General features: G+C 56.9%; 18 protein-coding genes. 9 read left to right on the top strand and 9 right to left on the bottom strand.

Translation table 11 applies throughout. From position 1 onward, the window contains the following. Nucleotides 1-582: 582 nt before the first annotated feature. Nucleotides 583-1479 carry a LysR family transcriptional regulator gene (locus ACQZ6D_RS02220; RefSeq protein ID WP_003515217.1) on the bottom strand — a complete coding sequence of 299 codons (897 nt, stop codon included), beginning with the start codon at nucleotides 1477-1479 and terminating at the stop codon, nucleotides 583-585. Nucleotides 1480-1584: 105 nt separating this feature from the next. On the opposite strand from ACQZ6D_RS02220, the gene ACQZ6D_RS02225 reads away from it, so the two are divergent. From ACQZ6D_RS02225 to ACQZ6D_RS02265, 9 genes are all read left to right on the top strand, one after another. Further along, a complete protein-coding gene (locus ACQZ6D_RS02225; RefSeq protein ID WP_065702528.1) occupies nucleotides 1585-2667 on the top strand; it encodes a 4-oxalomesaconate tautomerase in 1083 nt (360 codons plus the stop codon). A gap of 48 nt (nucleotides 2668-2715) precedes the next feature. After that, the gene (locus ACQZ6D_RS02230) at nucleotides 2716-3717 is read left to right on the top strand and encodes an ABC transporter substrate-binding protein (RefSeq protein ID WP_003515219.1); all 1002 of its coding nucleotides are present in this window, start codon (nucleotides 2716-2718) and stop codon (nucleotides 3715-3717) included. A 63-nt stretch (nucleotides 3718-3780) separates the two neighbouring features. After that, a complete protein-coding gene (locus ACQZ6D_RS02235) occupies nucleotides 3781-4548 on the top strand; it encodes an ABC transporter ATP-binding protein (protein ID WP_034502326.1) in 768 nt (255 codons plus the stop codon). Further along, nucleotides 4535-5311, top strand: coding sequence for an ABC transporter permease (locus ACQZ6D_RS02240; protein ID WP_038490962.1), 777 nt, complete (start codon nucleotides 4535-4537; stop codon nucleotides 5309-5311). The genes ACQZ6D_RS02235 and ACQZ6D_RS02240 overlap by 14 nt, the downstream gene beginning before the upstream one ends. Nucleotides 5312-5543: 232 nt before the next feature. Beyond that, nucleotides 5544-6653, top strand: a complete 1110-nt coding sequence (locus ACQZ6D_RS02245; protein WP_003515223.1) for a PAS domain-containing protein — start codon at nucleotides 5544-5546, stop codon at nucleotides 6651-6653. An 11-nt stretch (nucleotides 6654-6664) separates the two neighbouring features. Then, the gene (locus ACQZ6D_RS02250; RefSeq protein ID WP_065702526.1) at nucleotides 6665-7090 is read left to right on the top strand and encodes a response regulator; all 426 of its coding nucleotides are present in this window, start codon (nucleotides 6665-6667) and stop codon (nucleotides 7088-7090) included. A 33-nt stretch (nucleotides 7091-7123) separates the two neighbouring features. Continuing rightward, nucleotides 7124-9436 carry a GAF domain-containing protein gene (locus tag ACQZ6D_RS02255; RefSeq protein WP_065702556.1) on the top strand — a complete coding sequence of 771 codons (2313 nt, stop codon included), beginning with the start codon at nucleotides 7124-7126 and terminating at the stop codon, nucleotides 9434-9436. Next, complete coding sequence (locus tag ACQZ6D_RS02260; protein WP_013636078.1) at nucleotides 9433-9816, top strand: response regulator; 384 nt, start codon at nucleotides 9433-9435, stop codon at nucleotides 9814-9816. Before ACQZ6D_RS02255 ends, ACQZ6D_RS02260 begins: the two co-directional genes overlap by 4 nt. Nucleotides 9817-10040: 224 nt before the next feature. Continuing rightward, entirely contained in the window at nucleotides 10041-11201 is a 1161-nt protein-coding gene (locus ACQZ6D_RS02265) for a glucoamylase family protein (RefSeq protein ID WP_065702525.1), read from the top strand. A 160-nt stretch (nucleotides 11202-11361) separates the two neighbouring features. Here ACQZ6D_RS02265 and ACQZ6D_RS02270 read toward each other — a convergent pair whose 3' ends face one another. From ACQZ6D_RS02270 to ACQZ6D_RS02305, 8 genes are all read right to left on the bottom strand, one after another. Continuing rightward, nucleotides 11362-11757: a c-type cytochrome gene (locus ACQZ6D_RS02270; protein ID WP_065702524.1), complete on the bottom strand. Its 396-nt coding sequence runs from the start codon at nucleotides 11755-11757 to the stop codon at nucleotides 11362-11364. Nucleotides 11758-11825: 68 nt separating this feature from the next. Beyond that, complete coding sequence (locus ACQZ6D_RS02275) at nucleotides 11826-12386, bottom strand: gluconate 2-dehydrogenase subunit 3 family protein (RefSeq protein WP_065702523.1); 561 nt, start codon at nucleotides 12384-12386, stop codon at nucleotides 11826-11828. Further along, complete coding sequence (locus ACQZ6D_RS02280; RefSeq protein ID WP_065702522.1) at nucleotides 12386-14071, bottom strand: GMC oxidoreductase; 1686 nt, start codon at nucleotides 14069-14071, stop codon at nucleotides 12386-12388. The genes ACQZ6D_RS02275 and ACQZ6D_RS02280 overlap by 1 nt, the downstream gene beginning before the upstream one ends. A gap of 153 nt (nucleotides 14072-14224) precedes the next feature. After that, nucleotides 14225-15079: a sugar phosphate isomerase/epimerase family protein gene (locus tag ACQZ6D_RS02285; RefSeq protein WP_065702521.1), complete on the bottom strand. Its 855-nt coding sequence runs from the start codon at nucleotides 15077-15079 to the stop codon at nucleotides 14225-14227. 128 nt (nucleotides 15080-15207) lie between these two features. Further along, nucleotides 15208-16377: a Gfo/Idh/MocA family protein gene (locus tag ACQZ6D_RS02290; protein ID WP_065702520.1), complete on the bottom strand. Its 1170-nt coding sequence runs from the start codon at nucleotides 16375-16377 to the stop codon at nucleotides 15208-15210. A gap of 11 nt (nucleotides 16378-16388) precedes the next feature. Next, nucleotides 16389-17438, bottom strand: a complete 1050-nt coding sequence (locus ACQZ6D_RS02295) for a sugar phosphate isomerase/epimerase family protein (RefSeq protein ID WP_065702519.1) — start codon at nucleotides 17436-17438, stop codon at nucleotides 16389-16391. 33 nt (nucleotides 17439-17471) lie between these two features. Then, on the bottom strand, nucleotides 17472-18494 hold the full coding sequence (locus ACQZ6D_RS02300) for a LacI family DNA-binding transcriptional regulator (protein ID WP_003515235.1): 1023 nt from the start codon (nucleotides 18492-18494) through the stop codon (nucleotides 17472-17474). A gap of 3 nt (nucleotides 18495-18497) precedes the next feature. After that, nucleotides 18498-19466, bottom strand: coding sequence for an ABC transporter permease (locus ACQZ6D_RS02305; protein WP_003515236.1), 969 nt, complete (start codon nucleotides 19464-19466; stop codon nucleotides 18498-18500). Nucleotide 19467: the final 1 nt, after the last annotated feature.

Raw genomic sequence — 19467 nt, forward strand, 5'->3', positions numbered from 1 at the left:
TGGCCCAACTGTCGCATTACTAAATAGCCGCTACATACGATAATCGCATAAGATAGATTATGGAACTTTTTCTGGTTTAAATGTCTTGCGTTTTCAGTCCAAATGACTCTTTAGGCAACCTTCAGAACTCGTTTTGAACCTTATCTGGTTGTCGCGTTATCGCGCTGAGTCGAAGCGTAACGAATCCTTTCTCTCTAAACAAAACACCACTCAATTTCCGCCTCACATTATTGCCTCAAGCGATACTGATGGAGGTCGCTCTTGCTGCGAGTATGCCTTGTCAGTCGATAAGCAGGCTATGATCTTCAACCACATCTACATTGTACGGTTGATCAGTATTGAGCTTGCTGACGTCAATCGGCGCGGCGCACATCGCCGTTTCCTTCAACAGCGAAAATGGCAACAGTAAAACCCATATCTATGACCCAGAACGCCAAGGCGGTCCGCTATTAGAAGAGCCGGTAAGGCGGCGTGACGACGCAACCATCTCTGAGAAGACGTCGTCACCCTCGCCCGTTTCTCGACCTTACACCGAGTGGCGTCAGACCCAACCCTTTACGGTGATATGAACGGCTGCAAACCCTAAGGCGTTTTCCAGGTCTTCAACAGCATTTCCACGAATTTCTCCGCGGCGGGAGATAAGGCACTGCTTCTTCTTTGCACGATACCGATGGTTCGGGAGACCACGGGATTAACGATCGGCCGCGTGACGAGGAAAGGATGGTCATCCTGTGGGGTAGCCAGTCGCGGCAACACGGAAATCCCCAACCCAGCCTCCACCAGGCCAAGCGAGGTATTGAGATGGGTCACCTCATAAAACCAGTTCAGCTTTAGATTGTGCCGCGCGAGTGCGCCATCCAGAAGCGTTCTATTGCCGCTGGAGCGATCGACGACAACCAGCGGGTAAGGCTCCAGTTGATTCCATTGGATCGTTTCGAAAGCCGCCAGAGGGTGGTCTTTCCGCATCGCCAGCACAAATGGGTCATCGATAAGAGGTTCGAATGCCAGGTCTGGATCAGAATTACCCATGAGGTTTATCCCGAACTCCACCTCGCCCCGCGCAACCGCCTGCAGCCCCTCGTTTGCCGTAAGGTCTCTGATACGCAGCCTAATATGCGGATATTGCTTGCTAAATGTTTTGATCACGGTGGGTAGAAAATAAAACGCTGCGGTTGGAACGCAGGCCATCGTGATGAGGCCGCGCCGATGTGCACCATCTTTCATCGCAAAAAGCGATCCGTCGAACTCTTCCAGCATGCGCCGGACAAGCGGCATTACCTCCTGACCCATCGCTGTCGGGGCAACGTGGCGTGTGGTCCTTTCCAGGAGTGGCGCGCCAATGGCCTGTTCCAGTTTCTGGATGCGCCGGGTAAGCGCCGGTTGCGAAATATGCAACGCGTCGGCAGCCCTATGAAAACTTTCAAGCTCAACTACTGCTTGAAATGCTCTTAGATCCAGAATTTCGCAATTGATGCTCATATTGCAATAATACCTCCGAACATTGCATTTAACAGATTAGATTCTTTTGCTCATATTGCAACAACAAGGCGGATTGATCCACCAAATGCAAGATTGAGGCGATAAATGAACGACCTGCTTAAGATACCCTGTGTGCTGATGCGCGGCGGAACATCTCGTGGACCGTTCTTCCTGGCGTCTGACCTTCCGCGTAATCGAGCGGAACGGGATGCGGCACTTTTGTCCATCATGGGTTCCGGTCATCCGCTGCAGATAGACGGGATTGGAGGCGGCAATCCGGTCACCTCGAAAGTGGCGATCATAGGTCCTTCCACCGTCGAAGGTGCAGACATCGACTATCTGTTCGCACAGGTTCGTACCGACAGGCAGTATGTCGACTATTCGCCCAATTGCGGAAATATGCTGGCCGCGGTCGGTCCCTTTGCGATCGAAGCTGGACTTGTAGAGGCTCGGGGAAGCGATACCGTGGTTCGCATCCACAACGTGAACACCGGAAAATTGATCGAGGCAAAGGTGCCGACGCGTGGTCGCGAAGTAATTTATCTCGGAGACGCATCCATCGACGGCGTTCCGGGTCTGGCTGCACCGATCGCCCTGACTTTCGTGGATGCGGCGGGTGCGAAAACCGGAAAACTGTTGCCGACCGGAAACCCTGTCGACACGGTTGAGGGAATAGATGTGACAGCGATAGACTGCGCAATTCCGATGGTCCTAATGCGTGCAGCGGACCTCGGCGTCACGGGATATGAAGATCCGCAGACCCTGACTTCCGATAGCGATCTCATCGAACGATTGACCCGCATTCGCATTCAGGCAGGCAAATTGATGGGGATGGGGGATGTAACGGATATGGTCATACCAAAACCCGTGATCGTAGCGCCGGCCCGCAAGGGAGGCACTCTGTCTGTCCGATACTTCATGCCCAATGAGTGCCACCCTGCCCTGGCAACGACCGGCGCCGTTGGCATAGCAACCGCAGCGATCACGGAAGGCTCCGTGGCATTTGAACAAGCGGGAAATCGATCTGTTCCGACCCAGATCTGCATCGAGCATCCCGCCGGTCGGCTGGACGTGCAACTTGAGATGCGGAACGGAGCAATAACAGCCGGGCTTGTGAGAACGGCCCGCAGACTTTTCGAAGGCTTTGCCTTCGCCAAGCCAAACGCTGCGATTGAAGACGCAGCCTAGACAAAGCCATACTGGCTCAAAACATAGCAAAACTGGGAGGAGACCCTCATGCGTAAATACTTGCTTGCAACAGCGGCGCTCTGTGCGCTGGCAGCGTCGGCAAATGCAGAATCTGTCAGAATGAGTGTTGGTTCGTACAACCTCAACAACCTGCCTTTTCCGGTGGCGGCCAGCCTCGGCTTCTACAAGGACGAGGGCCTTGAGGTGACGACCGAGAACTTTGCCCAAGGCGGTTCGAAAGTCCTGCAGGCGCTCGTCGCAGGGTCCACGGATGTAGCCGTCGGTTTCTACGATCACACGATCCAGATGCAGTCCCAGAACAAGCACGTGGTTGGCTTCGTTCAGCTTGCCCGCAATTCCGGGCTGGTTCTCGCAGGAAAGAACGATACAGACTTCGATCCGGCAAAACCTGAAACCATCAAGGGCAAAAAGGTCGGGATCACCTCGCCCGGGTCTTCGTCCGATTTCTTCATTCGTTATTACATGAAGCAGCACAATCTGAGCGACAACGACATCGCCATCATCGGCGTTGGCTCTGGCGCTGCTGCTGTTGCCGCTCTGCAGCAGGGCAAGATTGACCTGTTGGTCAATTACGATCCGGCTGCGACGATCGTGGTTGAGCGTGGTCTTGGCAAGATCTTGATCGATGCCCGTAGCGATCAGGGCGCCAAGGACGTCTACGGCGGGATCTACCCCACCTCCGTCTTGTATGCGACGCAGGAATACATCGATGCACATCCCGAGGTGATCCAGAAGGTTACCAATGCCACGGTAAAGGCGCTGCATTGGATGAAGGAGCATTCGGCCGAGGAAATTGTTGCAAAGCTTCCTGATGATTTCGTGTCCGGCGACAAACAGACCTACATCAAGGCCGTCGAAGCCGCCAAGGCGATCTTCTCCGAAGATGGAACCTTCAACCAGGCCGATCTGGAAACCCCGTTGGCGGTTTTGAAAAGCTTCAACGACGCAGTCGCGAAGGCCACGATCGATCTCAACACGACCTACACCAACAAGTTCGTCGAGGCTGCGGCTTCGAAGGGCGTAAACTGAGGGTCTTCAATGTCTTTGCCAATTAGAAAGTTAGAACCCGTGGCGGAACTCAATCTTCAGCCAATGGTGGCAATCGAGAACGTAACAATGGCCTTTGGCGCGTTCGTTGCGGTCCAGGATGTGAACCTGAAAGTTGGAGATGGTGAGTTTCTCTCGATTGTCGGCCCAACCGGATGCGGCAAGTCCACCATTCTCAATGCCATCGCGGGCTTGCTGAAACCGGCGCAGGGAAAGGTCTCCATCGATGGTTCGGCCGTGCAGGGCGTGCAGAACAACATTGGATATCTCTTCCAGCAGGATGCGCTGCTTCCCTGGAAAACGGCCTATCAGAATGTCGAGCTTGGCCTGCTGTTCCGCGGCGTATCCGAACATGAGCGCCGTACCAAAGTTCTGGCCTGGCTGGAAAAAGTTGGCCTGAAGGGGTTTGAAGAGCGCTTTCCGCATCAACTTTCAGGCGGACAGCGCAAACGTGTCCAGATGGCGCAGGCGCTTATAACCGAGCCGAAGGTTATCCTGATGGACGAGCCCTTCTCCGCACTCGACATTCACACGCGCCACCTCATGCAGAATGAACTCCTGAGATTGTGGCAAGAGGATCGCCGTGCAGTGGTCATGATCACGCACGATCTCGAAGAGGCGATTGCACTCGGGGACCGGGTTGTCGTCCTTGCGGCCGGCCCCAAGAGCCGGGTTATCGAGAGCTTCCCGGTTGATCTGGAACGGCCCCGCAACGTGGCCGAAATCAAGCTCGATCCGAAATTCATGACCCTATATCGCGATATATGGGCGTCTTTGCGCGGCGAAGTGGAGAAAAGCTATGCAAGCCGTTAATGTTCGCATCATCCAGATCGTGCTTCTGGTCGTGCTCCTGGGTGGGTGGCAACTCGGGGTAAGCTCCGGGGCGATCGACCGCTTCTTCTTCCCGGCACCCATCGACATCGTTAAGCAGGTCACCACCTGGGTTGCCGATGCCGGCTTTTACAAACATGTCGGTATCACCTTGAGTGAAACGGTTCTCGGTTACCTCATCGGTACAGGTCTCGGCGTCGGCGCCGGTGTCTGGCTGGGCCTCAGTCCCTTTGTGGCCCGTGTGTTGGATCCGTTCATCAAGGCCGTGAATGCCATCCCGCGTGTGGTCCTCGCGCCAATTTTCGTCCTTTGGCTGGGGCTTGGCCTCTGGTCAAAGGTCGCTCTTGCGGTCACCCTCGTCTTCTTCGTGACGTTCTTCAACGCCATGCAAGGTGTTCGCGAAGTGAACCCCGTCGTGCTTTCCAACACGCGCATTCTCGGTGCAAAGCGCTCTGATCTCTTGCGTCATGTTTATTTTCCGGCGGCAGCCAGCTGGATTCTGTCGTCGCTGCGCACATCCGTCGGATTTGCGGTGGTTGGCGCGATCATCGGCGAATATCTCGGGTCTTCCGCAGGCCTCGGTTACCTGATCGCCCGTTCTGAAGGTAACTTCGACGCGGTCGGCGTTTTCGCCGGTATCATCATTCTCGCCATTTTTGTTCTCGTCATCGATCTCATTCTCGATGTCGCCGAAAGAAAGCTGATCACCTGGAGGCCGAACGCGGGCGAAGAACGGCCTGCTTGAGGTTTCGACCCAGTCTCACATCAAGCGGGGCGGCCAGTTGGTCGCCCCGTTTTTGTTCTACTGACGTCATCAGGCCGATCTCTCGGCTATCGGACGCCGACAGACCTGCTCACGGACAATATGCAAAAAGATGGTGGATCCCCTACCCTGTAAAACAGGAATAATTCACTTTGTCGTTGGAACCAAATTCCCATTCAAACATTTTAGGGGACCGTTACCTTCAGGACCTTGCATGAAAGATAATGATCTCCTCCGGCAGGATGCCCAAGACGCTGGAGAGCGTCTAGTATCTGGCCACGCTTCTGAAGATCCGTTTGCGGCAGCCTTCAAGGCCACCCGCATGCCCATGATCATCACAAATCCACTCCTCAACGACAATCCAATCATCTTCTGCAATGCTGCTTTCAGCAGATTGACGGGCTATTCCGCCGAAGAGCTGGTTGGTCAAAATTGTCGTCTGCTCCAAGGTCCAGACACGGATCCTGGCTCAGTTACGAAGCTGCGTGAGGCAATCGCAGCCGAGCAGGATTTGGCGATCGACATCCTTAATTATCGCAAGGACGGATCAGAGTTTTGGAATGCTCTCTTCGTAAGTCCTGTTCGCGATGCTGCCGGAACCGTCATCTATTTTTTCGCCTCGCAACTCGACTTCACCGATATCAAGAGCAAGGAAGCCGAACTCGCTCGCGCCCGCCACATCGCGGAGGGAGAGGTGGCGCTGCGAACGGCGGATTTGACTGAGGCATTGCGGGCAAAAACAACCCTCGTCCACGAAGTTGATCATCGCGTAAAAAACAACCTCCTGACAATCGCCTCAATCGTGAAGCTTCAGGCGCGGATGACTGATAACGATGTTGTGGAGCGGACATTGATGTCTGTGCTGAACAGGGTCGAAGCACTCAGCACCGTTCAGCGCAAGCTTCTGAACGATGAAGATGTAGGGCATTTCGATGTCGCAGATTTTGCCAATACATTGATGCTCGATAAGATCGGCGCCTTGAAGCGAACCGACATCATCCTCACCACCGATCTTCACGAGGTTGTGGTTCCGGCGACCAAGGCCTCCCCCCTTGCGTTGATCATCAACGAACTCATCGGCGACGCCATTCGCAGAGGATTGAAGGACCGTGGCGGGCAATTGCACCTGGAGGTCAAGCGCCTCAACGGCCACTTCCTTGTCAGGGTTGCCGATACCGTCACGCCGGGCGAAGTGGACAAGGAAGAAGCAGCCTTTAGCAAAAAGATGCTGGAAGCGTGCGTAAAACAATTGCGTGCTACGATAGTTCGGACGGTTGAAGGTTGCCTCTCGGATGTTCGTGTCACGCTTTCTGTAAAAGACTGAAAGGATCTCCTGTGAAAATCTTGATCGTAGAGGACGAAGCTCTGCTGGCGATGGAACTTGAAAGCGAAGTGGAAGATGCCGGACACGAGATTGTGGGGATCGCTGCCGACAGCAAGGAAGCTATCGAGCTTGCCAATAAGGCACTGCCGCAATTCGCATTTGTAGACATTCAATTGCTGGATGGTCCAACGGGCATAGAAGTCGGCCGATATCTTTCCTCGAGCTCCATCCCCTATGTTTTTGTTTCGGGTAACCTGAAGAGAATACCTGAGGACTTTGCAGGCGCACTTGGAGCGATCGAGAAACCCTACACGATGAACGGTTTGCAAAATGCCTTGCAGTTCATTGAAGGCATCGTTATTGGCGCAGAGCGCTCCGCTACCCCTCCTCCCAGCCTTGTTGTTTCGCCCAAACTGCTTGCCGCCTTGTCGTCTTGACCAACGCCGCCCCTGTGCGGATAAGGATTGACCTTGAATTCACCGTCGGAACGCATTGACGCAGTTCGAAACTCTGGGCTGCTTGATGTCCAGAGCCCACCCGAATTCCAGGATATTATCGAGGTCGTCAAAACCGGCCTGAAATGCCCAGTGGCTTTGATCTCCATTCTGGACGAGCACCGGCAGGTTTTCATCGCTCATGTCGGGTTGCCACCCAAATGGGCTGAAGCAGCGGAAACGCCACTCACGCATTCATTCTGTCAGCATGTGGTTCGCGACAGACAGCCTTTGATTATCGGGGATGCGACGGTTCATGATCTCGTTAGAAATAATCTGGCCATAACCGATCTGGGCGTGATCTCCTACATGGGAGTGCCTGTAACACTCCCTGATGGCATGGTGATCGGCGCGCTCGCAGCAATCGATGGCGAACCACGCACATGGACGGAAAGCGAGCTGCAGTTACTGAACCAGATCGGAAGGGTCGCCTCGAACCAGATTGCGACCTTCCTTTCCGAGCGGCGCTGGGGTGCGCTTTTCCAGCAATTGGAGGAAGGCATCGTCGTAGGCTCGGTGATCCGTGACGTCGACGGAACGATTGTCGATTGGCGGTACGAGACGGTCAATCCCGCATGGAGCACTCTTCTTGGATTACCAGGCGATGATGTGCCTGGTCGAACCATGCGCGAACTCTTTCCAGAATTCGAGAATGAGTGGGTTTCCGATGTGGTGGAGGCCGTCGAGACCCAACAAAGCAAGCGTTTCACCCGCAAGATCGGATCGATGGACCGGTGGTTTGACGGCTATGTTCAAGCCACTGGTGAAGATACGTTCGTCATCATGTTCGTTGAAGTCACTGACCGTATGCAAGCCCAGGAGGCTTTACGCGACAGCGAAACGAAGCTTCGCCTGATCGTCGAAGGCGCCAAAGACTATATTATCATGACGATCGATGAAGACCAGCGCATTACAAGCTGGTTCGGTGGAGCGCAGGAGACATTTGGCTGGTCGGAAGCCGAGATGCTCGGACGGCCGTTTGAGTCGATTTTTACTGAGGAGGACCGGGCAGCGGGCGTTCCTGCGGCTGAAGTGAGCAGAGCCACGTCCGAAGGGGTTGCACCCGACCGCCGATGGCACCTCGCTGCCGATGGCTCCAGCATCTTTTTGGACGGCACGATCCGGCCGATGTCCAACCATTCGTCGCCCAAGGTCCCGGGATATATCAAGGTCGCACGCAACGCCACCGCTCAAAAACTGTCGGAGGACAGGCAGCTTGCATTCCTGGAACTCGGCGAAAAGATCCGCGAGCTGGATACTGTTGCGGAAGTGGCATTTGCCGCCGCCGAGATTTTGGCACGGAGTCTGAGAGGCGCGACGCGGGCGGGCTACGGCATCGTTGACCCTATCGCCGAGACGGTGCAGATGCTTCCCGACTGGTGTGCGGAGGGAATGTTCACCGTCGCGGGGCTCCATCATTTCAGGAATTACGGATCCTACATCCAGGATTTGAAGCGCGGCGAGACGGTCATCATACCCGATGTGGCGACAGATCCGAGAACCTCCGCTTCAGCCGAGCTTCTACACTCATTAGGCATCTCCGTCCTCGTGAATGTGCCAATCATCGAAAGAGGTGCATTCGCGGGGGTCATGTTCGTACACTACGACAAGCCGCATGAATTCTCGTCCGAGGAGCGTGATTTTGTGCGTGCGATAGCGGACCGTACGCGTGAGGCGATCTCCAGGATTCGGGCCGAGCAGGAACAGCAGGTTCTCAATCACGAGATCAGCCACCGGCTCAAGAACACGATGGCCATGGTTCAGGCGATTGCGACACAGACGCTTCGCCCCGTCACCGACAGAGCCCCTGTCGAAGCCTTCACGAGCAGATTGCGCGCGCTTTCCAATGCGCATGAGGTTCTCCTGAACCAGGACTGGTCGTCGGCGCGCATGGTGGCAGTGATCGATTCCGTGCTTCGCCAACTTTCTCTTCCCGAGCGATACCGCATATCGGGCACCGACATGGAAATCGGGCCCAGGACTGCACTGTCGCTGGCTCTCCTGATGCACGAGCTTGGCACAAACGCCTTGAAATATGGAGCCTGGTCTTCTGATGCCGGAACCGTCGTTATTTCATGGACGATAGAAGATGCAGGCGGCGAGAACGCGCTTGTTCTGGAATGGAAGGAGCAGGACGGCCCGCCGGTGACCGCTCCATCGGGTAAAGGTTTCGGATCGAAGCTCATCCAGCTTGGTCTGATGGGTACAGGCGGTGTCGAGGTCAATTTTGACCCTGACGGCCTGCGGGTAACGATGCAGGGACTGGTTTCCCATTTGAGACAGTCATGATGACCGTGACCTCGAATGCTGCCGATGTGGCAACAATACTCGTCGTCGAGGATGAGCCGCTGCTACGCCTTGCCGCCGTGGATCTGGTTGAAACCGCAGGATACACAGCGCTTGCTGCGGCAGATGCTACGGAGGCGGTTAATATCCTTGAGGCACGCGCAGACATTCGGATCGTCTTCACTGATATCGATATGCCACGCGGCGTCGACGGCCTGCAACTGGCAGCCATTATTCGTGACAGGTGGCCCCCTATTAAAGTTATCCTGGTTTCCGGCCATCTCGAAGATCCCGGTCATATGATCGCGGCTGATACGGCTTTCTTTACGAAACCTTACTGCGAAGAGCAGATCGTGGAGACGATAAGACAGATGCTGCGGTAGCCGAGAATTTTTGCGGCTACCGGCATTCACCGCTCCGCTTGAAATTTGGAGATGGTGACAGAGTCGGATAAGGCTTGGCAGTCGATCTGCCGACTGATTGCCGCTGGTCCCTGAGGTTGGAATTGACGGATAAATTACCTGCTGAACTTGATGGTTTGCATCGCAATACCTTTGAATATTTCTGGTCCGGGAGCCATCCGGAGAGTGGCCTACCGCGGGATCGTATGCGATCCGATGGTCTTGCGATCCATGAGATCGCGTCGGTCTCCGGGATCGGGTTTGGTTTTCTTTCGCTCATTGTTGGTGTCCGCCGTTCTTGGATAACCGAACAGGAAGCCATCGCCCGGGCGAGCCGGATGTTGAGATCGCTGGCAAGTGTGAAGCGTTTTCATGGCGCCTTCCCTCACTTTATCGACGCGTCCAGCGGAAGAACGATACCCTTCGCGAAATTCGACGACGGCGGAGATCTCGTTGAAACCGCTCTTCTGGTTCAGGCGCTGATCTGCGTCAGGCAGTTTTTTGGCGCGCAGACATCCTCCCAAATCGATTTACGCCGGTCCATAAATGAAATCGTCGAGACGGTGGAGTGGGGCTGGTTTACCAGGGGAAAGCCCGGGCCGCTGTTCTGGCATTGGAGCCGTCGGTATGCCTGGGCGAAAAACTTGCCGATTGTGGGCTGGAACGAGGCCCTTGTCTGTTATGTGCTCGCGGCAGGATCAACGACGCATGCAATCAGCGCCGAGTCTTATCATTCCGGATGGGCAAGCGATGGCGAAATCCGGAACGGATCGATGTATCTCGGTGTTCGGCTGCCGCTTGGCCAGCCGTATGGAGGACCGCTTTTCCTTTCGCACTATTCCTTCTGCACACTCGATCCGCGCGGTCTCGGCGATGTTTATTGTCACGACTATCTCGATCAGGTTCACGCGCATTGCATGATCAATTACCGCTACTGCCACACGCGCTACCCAAGTGAGGCCGGGTGGGGTCTGTCTGCGTGTGATGGGCCAAAGGGCTATGTCGTAAATTCTCCGACCGACGATGACGGCATCATTGCGACAACGGCAGCCCTCTCTAGCATGCCCTTCTTTTCTCATCGCTCACGCGAGGCGGCGTTGCGTTTTCTGCAATGGAACAATGGTGCACTCATCGGCCGCTTTGGCCTCATGGATTCATTCCAGCCCTCAACCGGCTGGGTGTCCGGAACGCATCTTGCGATCAATCAAGGGCCTGTTGTTGCGATGATGGAAAACTATCGCAGCGGCCTGATCTGGGATTTATTCATGAACGCACCGGAGGTGAAAAACGGCTTGGCCAAACTGGGCTTCCATCAGGACAGGTCTTTCGAAAAGTCTGGCCTGCAGGAAGGACGGACCGACCCCTGAGAACCGGTGTTTGAGTAGCGCAAATGCATCCTTGAAGACAACGCCGGAAGGCCTTGGCAATTCCTTGGCAAGGCCTTCGGCGCGCAGGATATGCTGGGGTAAAGTCGTGGTCATCGTCTCAAAACTGCAGGAGTTTTGATGTTCGATAAACGGCGTGCTGTCATTCGGCTGGTTTCGAAGACGCGCTTTCGATATAGGCGATAAGATTATCCAGTTCTTCCGGTTTGCTGATGCCCGCCAAGGCCATCTTGTTTCCGGGGATTTTCTTCTTGGGAGCGCTGAGAAAGTCTCGCAGTTCCTCCGGTGTCCACACCATCCCTTCCCCGCCTGCTTTTTTCATCGCATTCGAGTAATTATAGTCCGGATCGCCGCCCGCAGTGCGGCCGATGATCCCGTTAAGCTGCGGGCCGACCTTGTTTTTCGCGCCCTCGCCGATGGCGTGACAGGCGGAACAGCGCTTGAAGGCCGCCTCCCCCTTGGCAACATCGCCCTCTGAAAAAGCGGGAATGGCGCTTGCTGCCAGCATTGCCGCCGTGATGATCATTCTCTTGCGCATCGTGTCATCCTTGTTCTGCCGTATGAACGCGCCCGCCTGCGAATGCAGGCGGGCGGCTTGTTCTCAATTCAGGTCGTGCCCCAGGCGGGCGTACCCTTCTTGTAGGGAACGCAGGTCTCAAAGCCGCCGGGGATTTCGTCGTAAACGAGAACCTCGGTGGCGCCGATCTTCGAGGTGAAGAAACCGAGCAGCGTCAGCTGCTTGACGAGTGTGAAGGGATGCGGTGCGGTCGGTGTCTGTTCCGCCCGGGCGTGTTTGTCCAGCGCAGAAATCAGCGTCTGCCGCTCCTGCGACGTCAGCTCCAGAAACGCCTTCTTGTATTCCGTCCGGCTGCGGTTTTCGATGTCAGCCATAGCGGAGAGGAAGAGTTTCCGCTGTTCGCCCGTGTAACAATCCGCCGCATAGACTGCCATGAATGCGCCAACGGCAGCGTCCTTCGCACCCGGGGTGGATGTGCGAGGGATAATCGTTTCAGCCACCTCGTCCAGAAGCCGGATTTCCTCCGGGCTGAACACGTGGACGTCGCCGGAGGGCTTGGCGGCGTTTTCCGCCGCAGTGACCACGTCAGCGCCGATCAGCGGAAGACCGGAGGCAATGGCTATCAGTTTCAGCAGTTCACGTCTGTTCATCACAGATTCCCCTTCTTGCGTTCGGAAACGGCAAATTCCGCGGCACGCGCCGTCAGCGCCATGTAGGTAAGCGACGGGTTGACGCAGGAGGCCGAAGTCATGCAGGCACCGTCAGTAACAAAGACGTTCGGCGCATCCCAGACCTGGTTGTTGCCATTGAGCACGGAAGTTTTGGGGTCGCGTCCCATGCGAGCCGTACCCATTTCATGGATGCCCATGCCCGGCGCATAGCTGCCCCTCGACGGTTTGACGTTCTTGATGCCGACCGCTTCGAACATCTCGACTGCGTCATTGACCATGTCTTCGCGCATATCGAGTTCGTTCTGCTTCATCTCGACATTCATCGACAGGACCGGCAGGCCCCATTTGTCCTTCTTGTCGTGGTCCAGCTTCACGCGGTTCTCGTGATAAGGCAGCATTTCACCGAAGGCAGTCATGCCGATAGTCCAGGCGCCCGGCTGGGTCAGCGCTTCCTTGTAGTCGGCTCCGATGTTGAGTTCGGCGATTTCCCGTTCCCAGCGCGAACGGCTGGCGGATCCCTGATAACCGAAACCGCGCAGATAGCTCCGCTTGTCGTCGCCGGTGTTGCGGAAACGGGGAATATAGAATCCCGCCGGGCGGCGGCCCTTGAAATAAAACTCTTCGAAACCTTCCACCTCGCCGGTGGCGCCCATGCGGAAATGGTGGTCCATCACATTGTGGCCGAGTTCGCCCGAGCTGCTGCCGAGCCCTCCCTCCCACACGTCTGTGGCCGAGTTCATCAGAACCCAGGTCGAGTTGAGCGTCGAAGCGTTGAGGAAGATCACATCGGCGGTGTATTCATAGGTCAGGTTCGTTTCGGCATCGATGATTTCGACACCGCGCGCCTTCTTCTTGTCCTTGTCGTAAAGGATTTCCTTGACGATGGAGAAAGGCCGGAGCGTAAGATTTCCGGTGGCGACTGCCGCCGGCAGGGTCGATGACTGCGTGCTGAAATAGCCGCCGAAAGGACAGCCCAACCGGCACTTGTTGCGGAACTGGCAGCGCGTGCGCTCCTGATCGGGAAGTTCCTGGGTGATGTTGGCGCAGCGCGAATTGATGAGGTGTCGCGTGCCTTTAAAGGCGGTTTTCAACCGGCGTGCCACATCCTCTTCAACGCAATTCAGCGGAATAGGCGGCAGGAATTCACCATCAGGAAGAATGTCCAGGCCTTCGCGGCTGCCGGAAATGCCGGCGAAACGCTCGACGTAATCATACCAGGGAGCAATGTCCTGATAACGGATCGGCCAGTCAACGGCGATCCCTTCTTTGGCATTGGCCTCGAAATCGGTCTGCGACCAGCGGTAGGTCTGGCGTCCCCACAGCAGCGAACGGCCGCCGACGTGATAACCACGGAACCAGTCGAAACGCTTTTCTTCGACATAGGGCGTTTCCTGCTCGTCGGCCCACATGCCGAGCGTGGCCTCTTCCAGCAGATAGTCGCGGCTGAGCACCGGATACTTCGCCTTCATCTCCTGCGTGGCGCGGTTGCGATGGGGATAGTCCCAGGCTTCCTTGTCGGCATTCTGATAGTCGGTAATGTGCTCGATGTTTCTGCCGCGCTCCAGCAGCAGAACCTTCAGGCCTTTTTCCGTGAGTTCCTTTGCAGCCCAGCCTCCACTTATGCCTGAACCGACAACAATCGCATCATAATGATTGTCCGCCATGATAACTCCTCCGATTGGTACTTGGGTAAAAAGTCGACGAGACAATGCGCTCCCCGTCGCAACGCGGCGGAAACTTCATCATGCGTCTGTCGAACCTTATGCGCCCCGGCGAAACCGGCCGCCGGGGTGCGGTTCTGGTTTTACTGGTAGTGTTTACTGAATGGTCGGCAGGCGCTCGCTCAGGAACGCGTTGCCCTTGGTCACGACCGCTTCGGCATCGAGCGGAAGGTCGTGTTCAAGGATGAACCATTGTGCACCGGCATGTTTGGCCGCCGGCAGGATCGTCTTCCAGTCGAGAACGCCGGTGCCAATCGTTGCAAAGCCGCGCTCGTTTTCGGCCGTGCCGGCCGGTGCATTGTCCTTGGCGTGGATTGCAAAAACCCGACCGTTCAGAGTGCCGAGGAACTCAGCCGGATCATTGCCGCTGCGCGCCACCCAGGCGACGTCGAGTTCGCTCTGCAGTTTCGGGCCCGCGGCATCGAGCAGCAGTTCAAGCGCCGTCTTGCCGTCGAACTTGACCATTTCAAAATCATGGTTGTGATAGGCCATGGAGAGGCCAGCCGCGGAAAGCTTGTCGGCATATCCGCCAAGTTCCTTGCCGAAGGCTGTCCAGCCTGCGGCGTCCTTGGGGCGGTCTTCGGGCTTGAGGAACGGCACGGTCACGACCGGATTGCCGACAGCCTTCTGCTCGGTGATGACATCGTCGAGATTGCCGCGAAGCTTGTCGATCGGCACATGCGAGGAAATGACCTTGATCTTGTGCTTTTCCAGAAGCGCGTTCAGCTCGCTGGCGCTGACCTTCTGCATATCCACCGTTTCCACGGCGGAAACGCCCGCGCGGTTGAGGATGGCAAGCTGCTCCTCAAGCGTTCCGGCGTTGCGCAGTGTGTACATCTGCGCGGCAATCGGCAGCGTCTTGCTGTCATCGGCAAAAACCGGATTTGCGATACCGGCCGCCAGTCCGACGACGAATGCCATCTTTGCGAATTTTGACTTGAACGTTTTCAAACGCGTGACTCCCTTTCCGTTTGATCAATATGACGACACGCCTGCCCGTGCTCTTCCGAACAATCAGTCGGGTAATGCTGGGCACAACCTCCGATGCCCTGCGTCGTCAGTCCCCGATATCCAGTGATCTATATGTCGATCTCTACCCAGGACGAGGTCAGGCTGGACCGCACGGCCGCATCGATGAATGCGAGACCCGCAAGGCCGTCCTCTATGCCGGGATAAATCACATCCCCGGCGGCTGCTTTTCCCTCCCTTTTTGCGATGATTGCGTCTGCGGCTTCACGGTAGATCGTCGCAAAACCCTCGAGATATCCCTCCGGGTGCCCTGATGGCACACGGCTGACGCGGTTGGCGGCAGCGCCTGCGCCCGCGCCATTGCGCGTAATCAGCCGCTTGGGCTCGCCGTAAGGTGTGAACCACAGCTCGTCCGGCACGCGGTGGTGCCATTCAAGGCCGCCCTTATCGCCATAGACCCTGAGCGACAGGGCGTTTTCATTGCCGACAGCGATCTGGCTTGCCCAGAGCATGCCCTTCGCGCCGCTTTCGTAACGCAGCAGAATATTGGCGCTGTCATCCAGCTGCCTGCCCGGAACGAAGGAAGTGAGATCTGCGTAGAGGCTCGCGGGAATTTCACCGGTCACGAAGGCGGCGGCGTTGAAAGCGTGGGTGCCGATGTCGCCGATTGCCCCGCCCGCGCCCGAGCGGCTCGGATCGGTGCGCCATTCCGCTCCCTTTGCGCCGGTCTTTTCAACCGCTTCGGTCAGCCAGTCCTGCGCATATTCGGCCTGGACATGGCGCAGCTTGCCTATGGCACCGTTGGCAACCATCTCCCGCATCTGCCGCAACATGGCATAGCCGGTGTAATTATGCGTGAGGATGAACAGCCTGTCGGATGCCCTCACGATATTCGCCAGCTCCTTGGCCTCCTCCAGCGTCGCTGTGACGGGCTTGTCGCAGATGACGTGGATGCCAGATTCGAGAAAGACCTTGGACGGGGCGAAATGCAGGTGATTGGGAGTGACGATGGCGACCGCCTCGATACCGTCTTCACGACCGGCCTCGGCCGACGCCATCTCCTCAAAAGAAGCGTAGGACCGCTCGGGCGCAATGCCGAGCAGGGTTGCCGAAGCGCTGGCGCGTGCCGGGTCGGAGGAAAGCGCACCGGCGACCAATTCGTAACGGTCGTCGAGCCGCGCGGCGATACGATGCACCGCGCCGATAAAGGCACCCTGACCGCCACCCACCATGCCGAGACGAATGCGGCGGCTATTAAATCTTGCTGTTGCGGAGGACATGTCTATCCCTTTCAAAGCCCGAGAAGGCGACGGTTGGCGGCATCATCGACGCCGCTTTTGGCGAAATCGTCGAAAGCCCGCTCAGTCACGCGGATGATGTGATTTTCAATGAAGCCAACACCTTCACGCGCCCCGTCCTCCGGGTGTTTCAGCGCGCATTCCCATTCCAGCACGGCCCATCCTTCGAAGTCGTATTGGGTGAGCTTGGAAAACACCGCGCCGAAATCGACATGCCCGTCGCCGAGTGAGCGAAAGCGCCCCGGCCGGTCGACCCAGCCTTGATAACCGCCATAGACGCCGGACCGGCCGGTCGGATTGAACTCGGCATCCTTGACGTGAAAGGCCCGGATGCGCTCGTGGTAGATATCGATGAAATCAAGATAATCCATCGCCTGAAGCACGAAGTGCGAGGGATCATAAAGGATGTTGGCGCGCGAATGATTGCCGGTGGCTTCGAGAAAACGCTCGAAGGTAATGCCGTCATGCAGGTCTTCGCCGGGATGCAGCTCGTAGCAGAGATCGACGCCATTCTCCTCGAATGTATCGAGAATGGGCGTCCAGCGCTTGCCGAGTTCAGCAAAGGCCATTTCGACAAGACCTGCGGGGCGCTGCGGCCACGGATAAACGAAAGGCCACGCCAGCGCGCCGGAAAAACTCGCATGGCTCTTGAGGCCCAGATGCTGCGAGGCTTTCGCCGCGCACTTCAGCTGGTTGACCGCCCATTCCTGACGCGCCTGCGGTTTGCCGCGCAGTTCGGCGGGCGCAAAACCGTCGAACATCTCGTCATAGGCAGGATGAACAGCGACGAGCTGACCCTGAATATGGGTTGAAAGCTCGGTGATCTCGATGCCTGTCTCGGCCAGACGTCCCTTGATATCATCGCAATAAGCCTTGGAAGCGGCAGCTTTCTCAAGATCGAAGAGCTTGGGATCGGTCGGCACCTGAATGCCCTTGTAACCAAGGGAAGCCGCCCATTGGCCGAGATTGTCGAGCGTGTCGAAGGGTGCCTTGTCCCCGACAAATTGCGCGAGGAAAATCGCCGGGCCTTTGATCGTCTTCATGTCCTTACACTCCTTGCATTCACAGTCTGGCCGCTACCGGTGCGGCGAACGGCAGGGCGCGACCGAGCCGCGCACCACCAGTTCCGTATCCAGCACGATGGTTTCGGCCGTGCGTTTGCCATTAAGCCGGTCGACCATCAGCGCCATGGCTTTGCGGCCCATTTCCTGCCGGGGCTGGCGCACTGTAGTTAGCGGTGGTTCGAAAGCATTGGCGAAAATTATATCGTCGAAGCCAATAACCGAGACATCGGTCGGCACGGACAGCCCGCGCCCGCGCAGCTCGCTGATCGCGCCAATCGCCATCTGGTCGCTCGAGGCGAAGATGGCGGTGAAGGAAATGCCGTTTTCGAGAAGTCCGGCAATCGCCTGTCTACCGGCTTCGATGCTGTAATCGCCTGTCACGACGAGTTCATCCGCGTAACCGATACCCGCTTCCTCAAGCGCGTCGCGGTAGCCCTCGAAACGCTCCTGTGCCAGACTTTCCGGAAAAGGTCCGGCGAGATGTGCGATCTTCGTGTGCCCTGCTTCGATCAGATGATGCACGGCGTTTTTGGACGCGGCGCGGTTATCGACCTTGACGGTGGGCAGCGCGATGCCTGGCACGGTTTCCGAAGCGATGACGATCGGCGGCAGCGCGTCACCCTGACCGAGAAGCTCTGAAGGAAACTGGCCGGTCATCAGGATGAGGCCGTCAGCATGTTTCTGCCTGACCATGTCGATATGTGTCGCCACGCGGTTTTCGTCGTTACGGGCGTCGCCCATGAGCACCTTGAAGCCCGCCTCCCCCGCCGCTTCCTCCACGCCCTTGTAGATCTCGAGATAAAACGGGTTGCCGATATCGCGAACGAGAAGAATGACGGTATTGTTGGATTGACGCCTGAAGCTTGCGGCCTGGGCGTTGGGAACAAAGTTTGCCTGCCTGACGGCATCGAAAACCTTCTTCCTCGTTTCCGGGCGGACTTTGTCGGGTTGTTGCAGCGCCCGTGACACGGTCGCAATTGAAACGCCCGCGAGAGCTGCAACTTCCCTGATATTCGAACCTTGGTCTTTGCTCATCTGTCACACACGCAACTGCTTTTGGCGGCCATAAAGCAGCATCAGCGCAAGTAACGTGACACCGAATATGATCTGCCGGGCCCATACATCGAGGTTGAGCGTTATCAGTACGCTTTGCAGAATGGTGAGCGCAACTGCCCCGGCCATGGTTCCGATATATCCGCCCGCACCACCGGCAAGCGAAGTGCCGCCGATGACAACAGCGATGATCGATGGAAGGACATATTGGTCGCCGACAGAAATGAAGGAGGTGCCGGTATAACCGATCACGCAGACCCCGGTCAGACCGGCAAACAGGCCGGACAGGCCGTAAAGCAGCGTGCGGATCAAAGACACGGGCAATCCGACCAAGGTCGCCGCCCGCTCGTTGGAGCCGATGGCGTAAATGGAGAAGCCGAAGGCCGTGCGGCGCAGCACGAACAGCATGATCGCGGCAATGCCAAGCCAGACGAAGAGGACGCCGGGAATACCGAAAACGAGAGGCCGGTTGATGAAACCCGCCAGAAGCGGCGCCGCCGCACCTGATGGAACGCCCTGCGAATAGACCACAAGCCCGCCCTGGATCACCGCTGTCATGCCCAGTGTCATGACCAGCGGCGGAATGCGAACGAAGGTGATGCCGAGGCCATTGATGAGGCCGATCAGGAAGGGAATGCCACCTGCGACCAGTATGGCGAGCGGTATTCCGACATTCTGTCCGTTCATCATGTTGCCGGCAAGGACCGCGCCGAGCGAGATCATCGCGCCGACGGAAAGATCGATGCCTTCGCGTCCGCCGAGGATCACAAGATTTTGGCCCGCCGCGACGATGCCGAGAATGGCGGCGATCGTCAGCAGCCGCACGATCTGCGACCCCTGTGCGAAGCCGGGCGACAACAGTTCGCCGACCAGCAGCAGGAAGACTGACGCGCCAATCGCAATGGTCAGCGGATCGGTGATGATGGATTTGATTTTCAAACCGGAATTTGTCATC

The sequence above is a fragment of the Agrobacterium sp. 22-3639C2 genome (assembly GCF_053522105.1).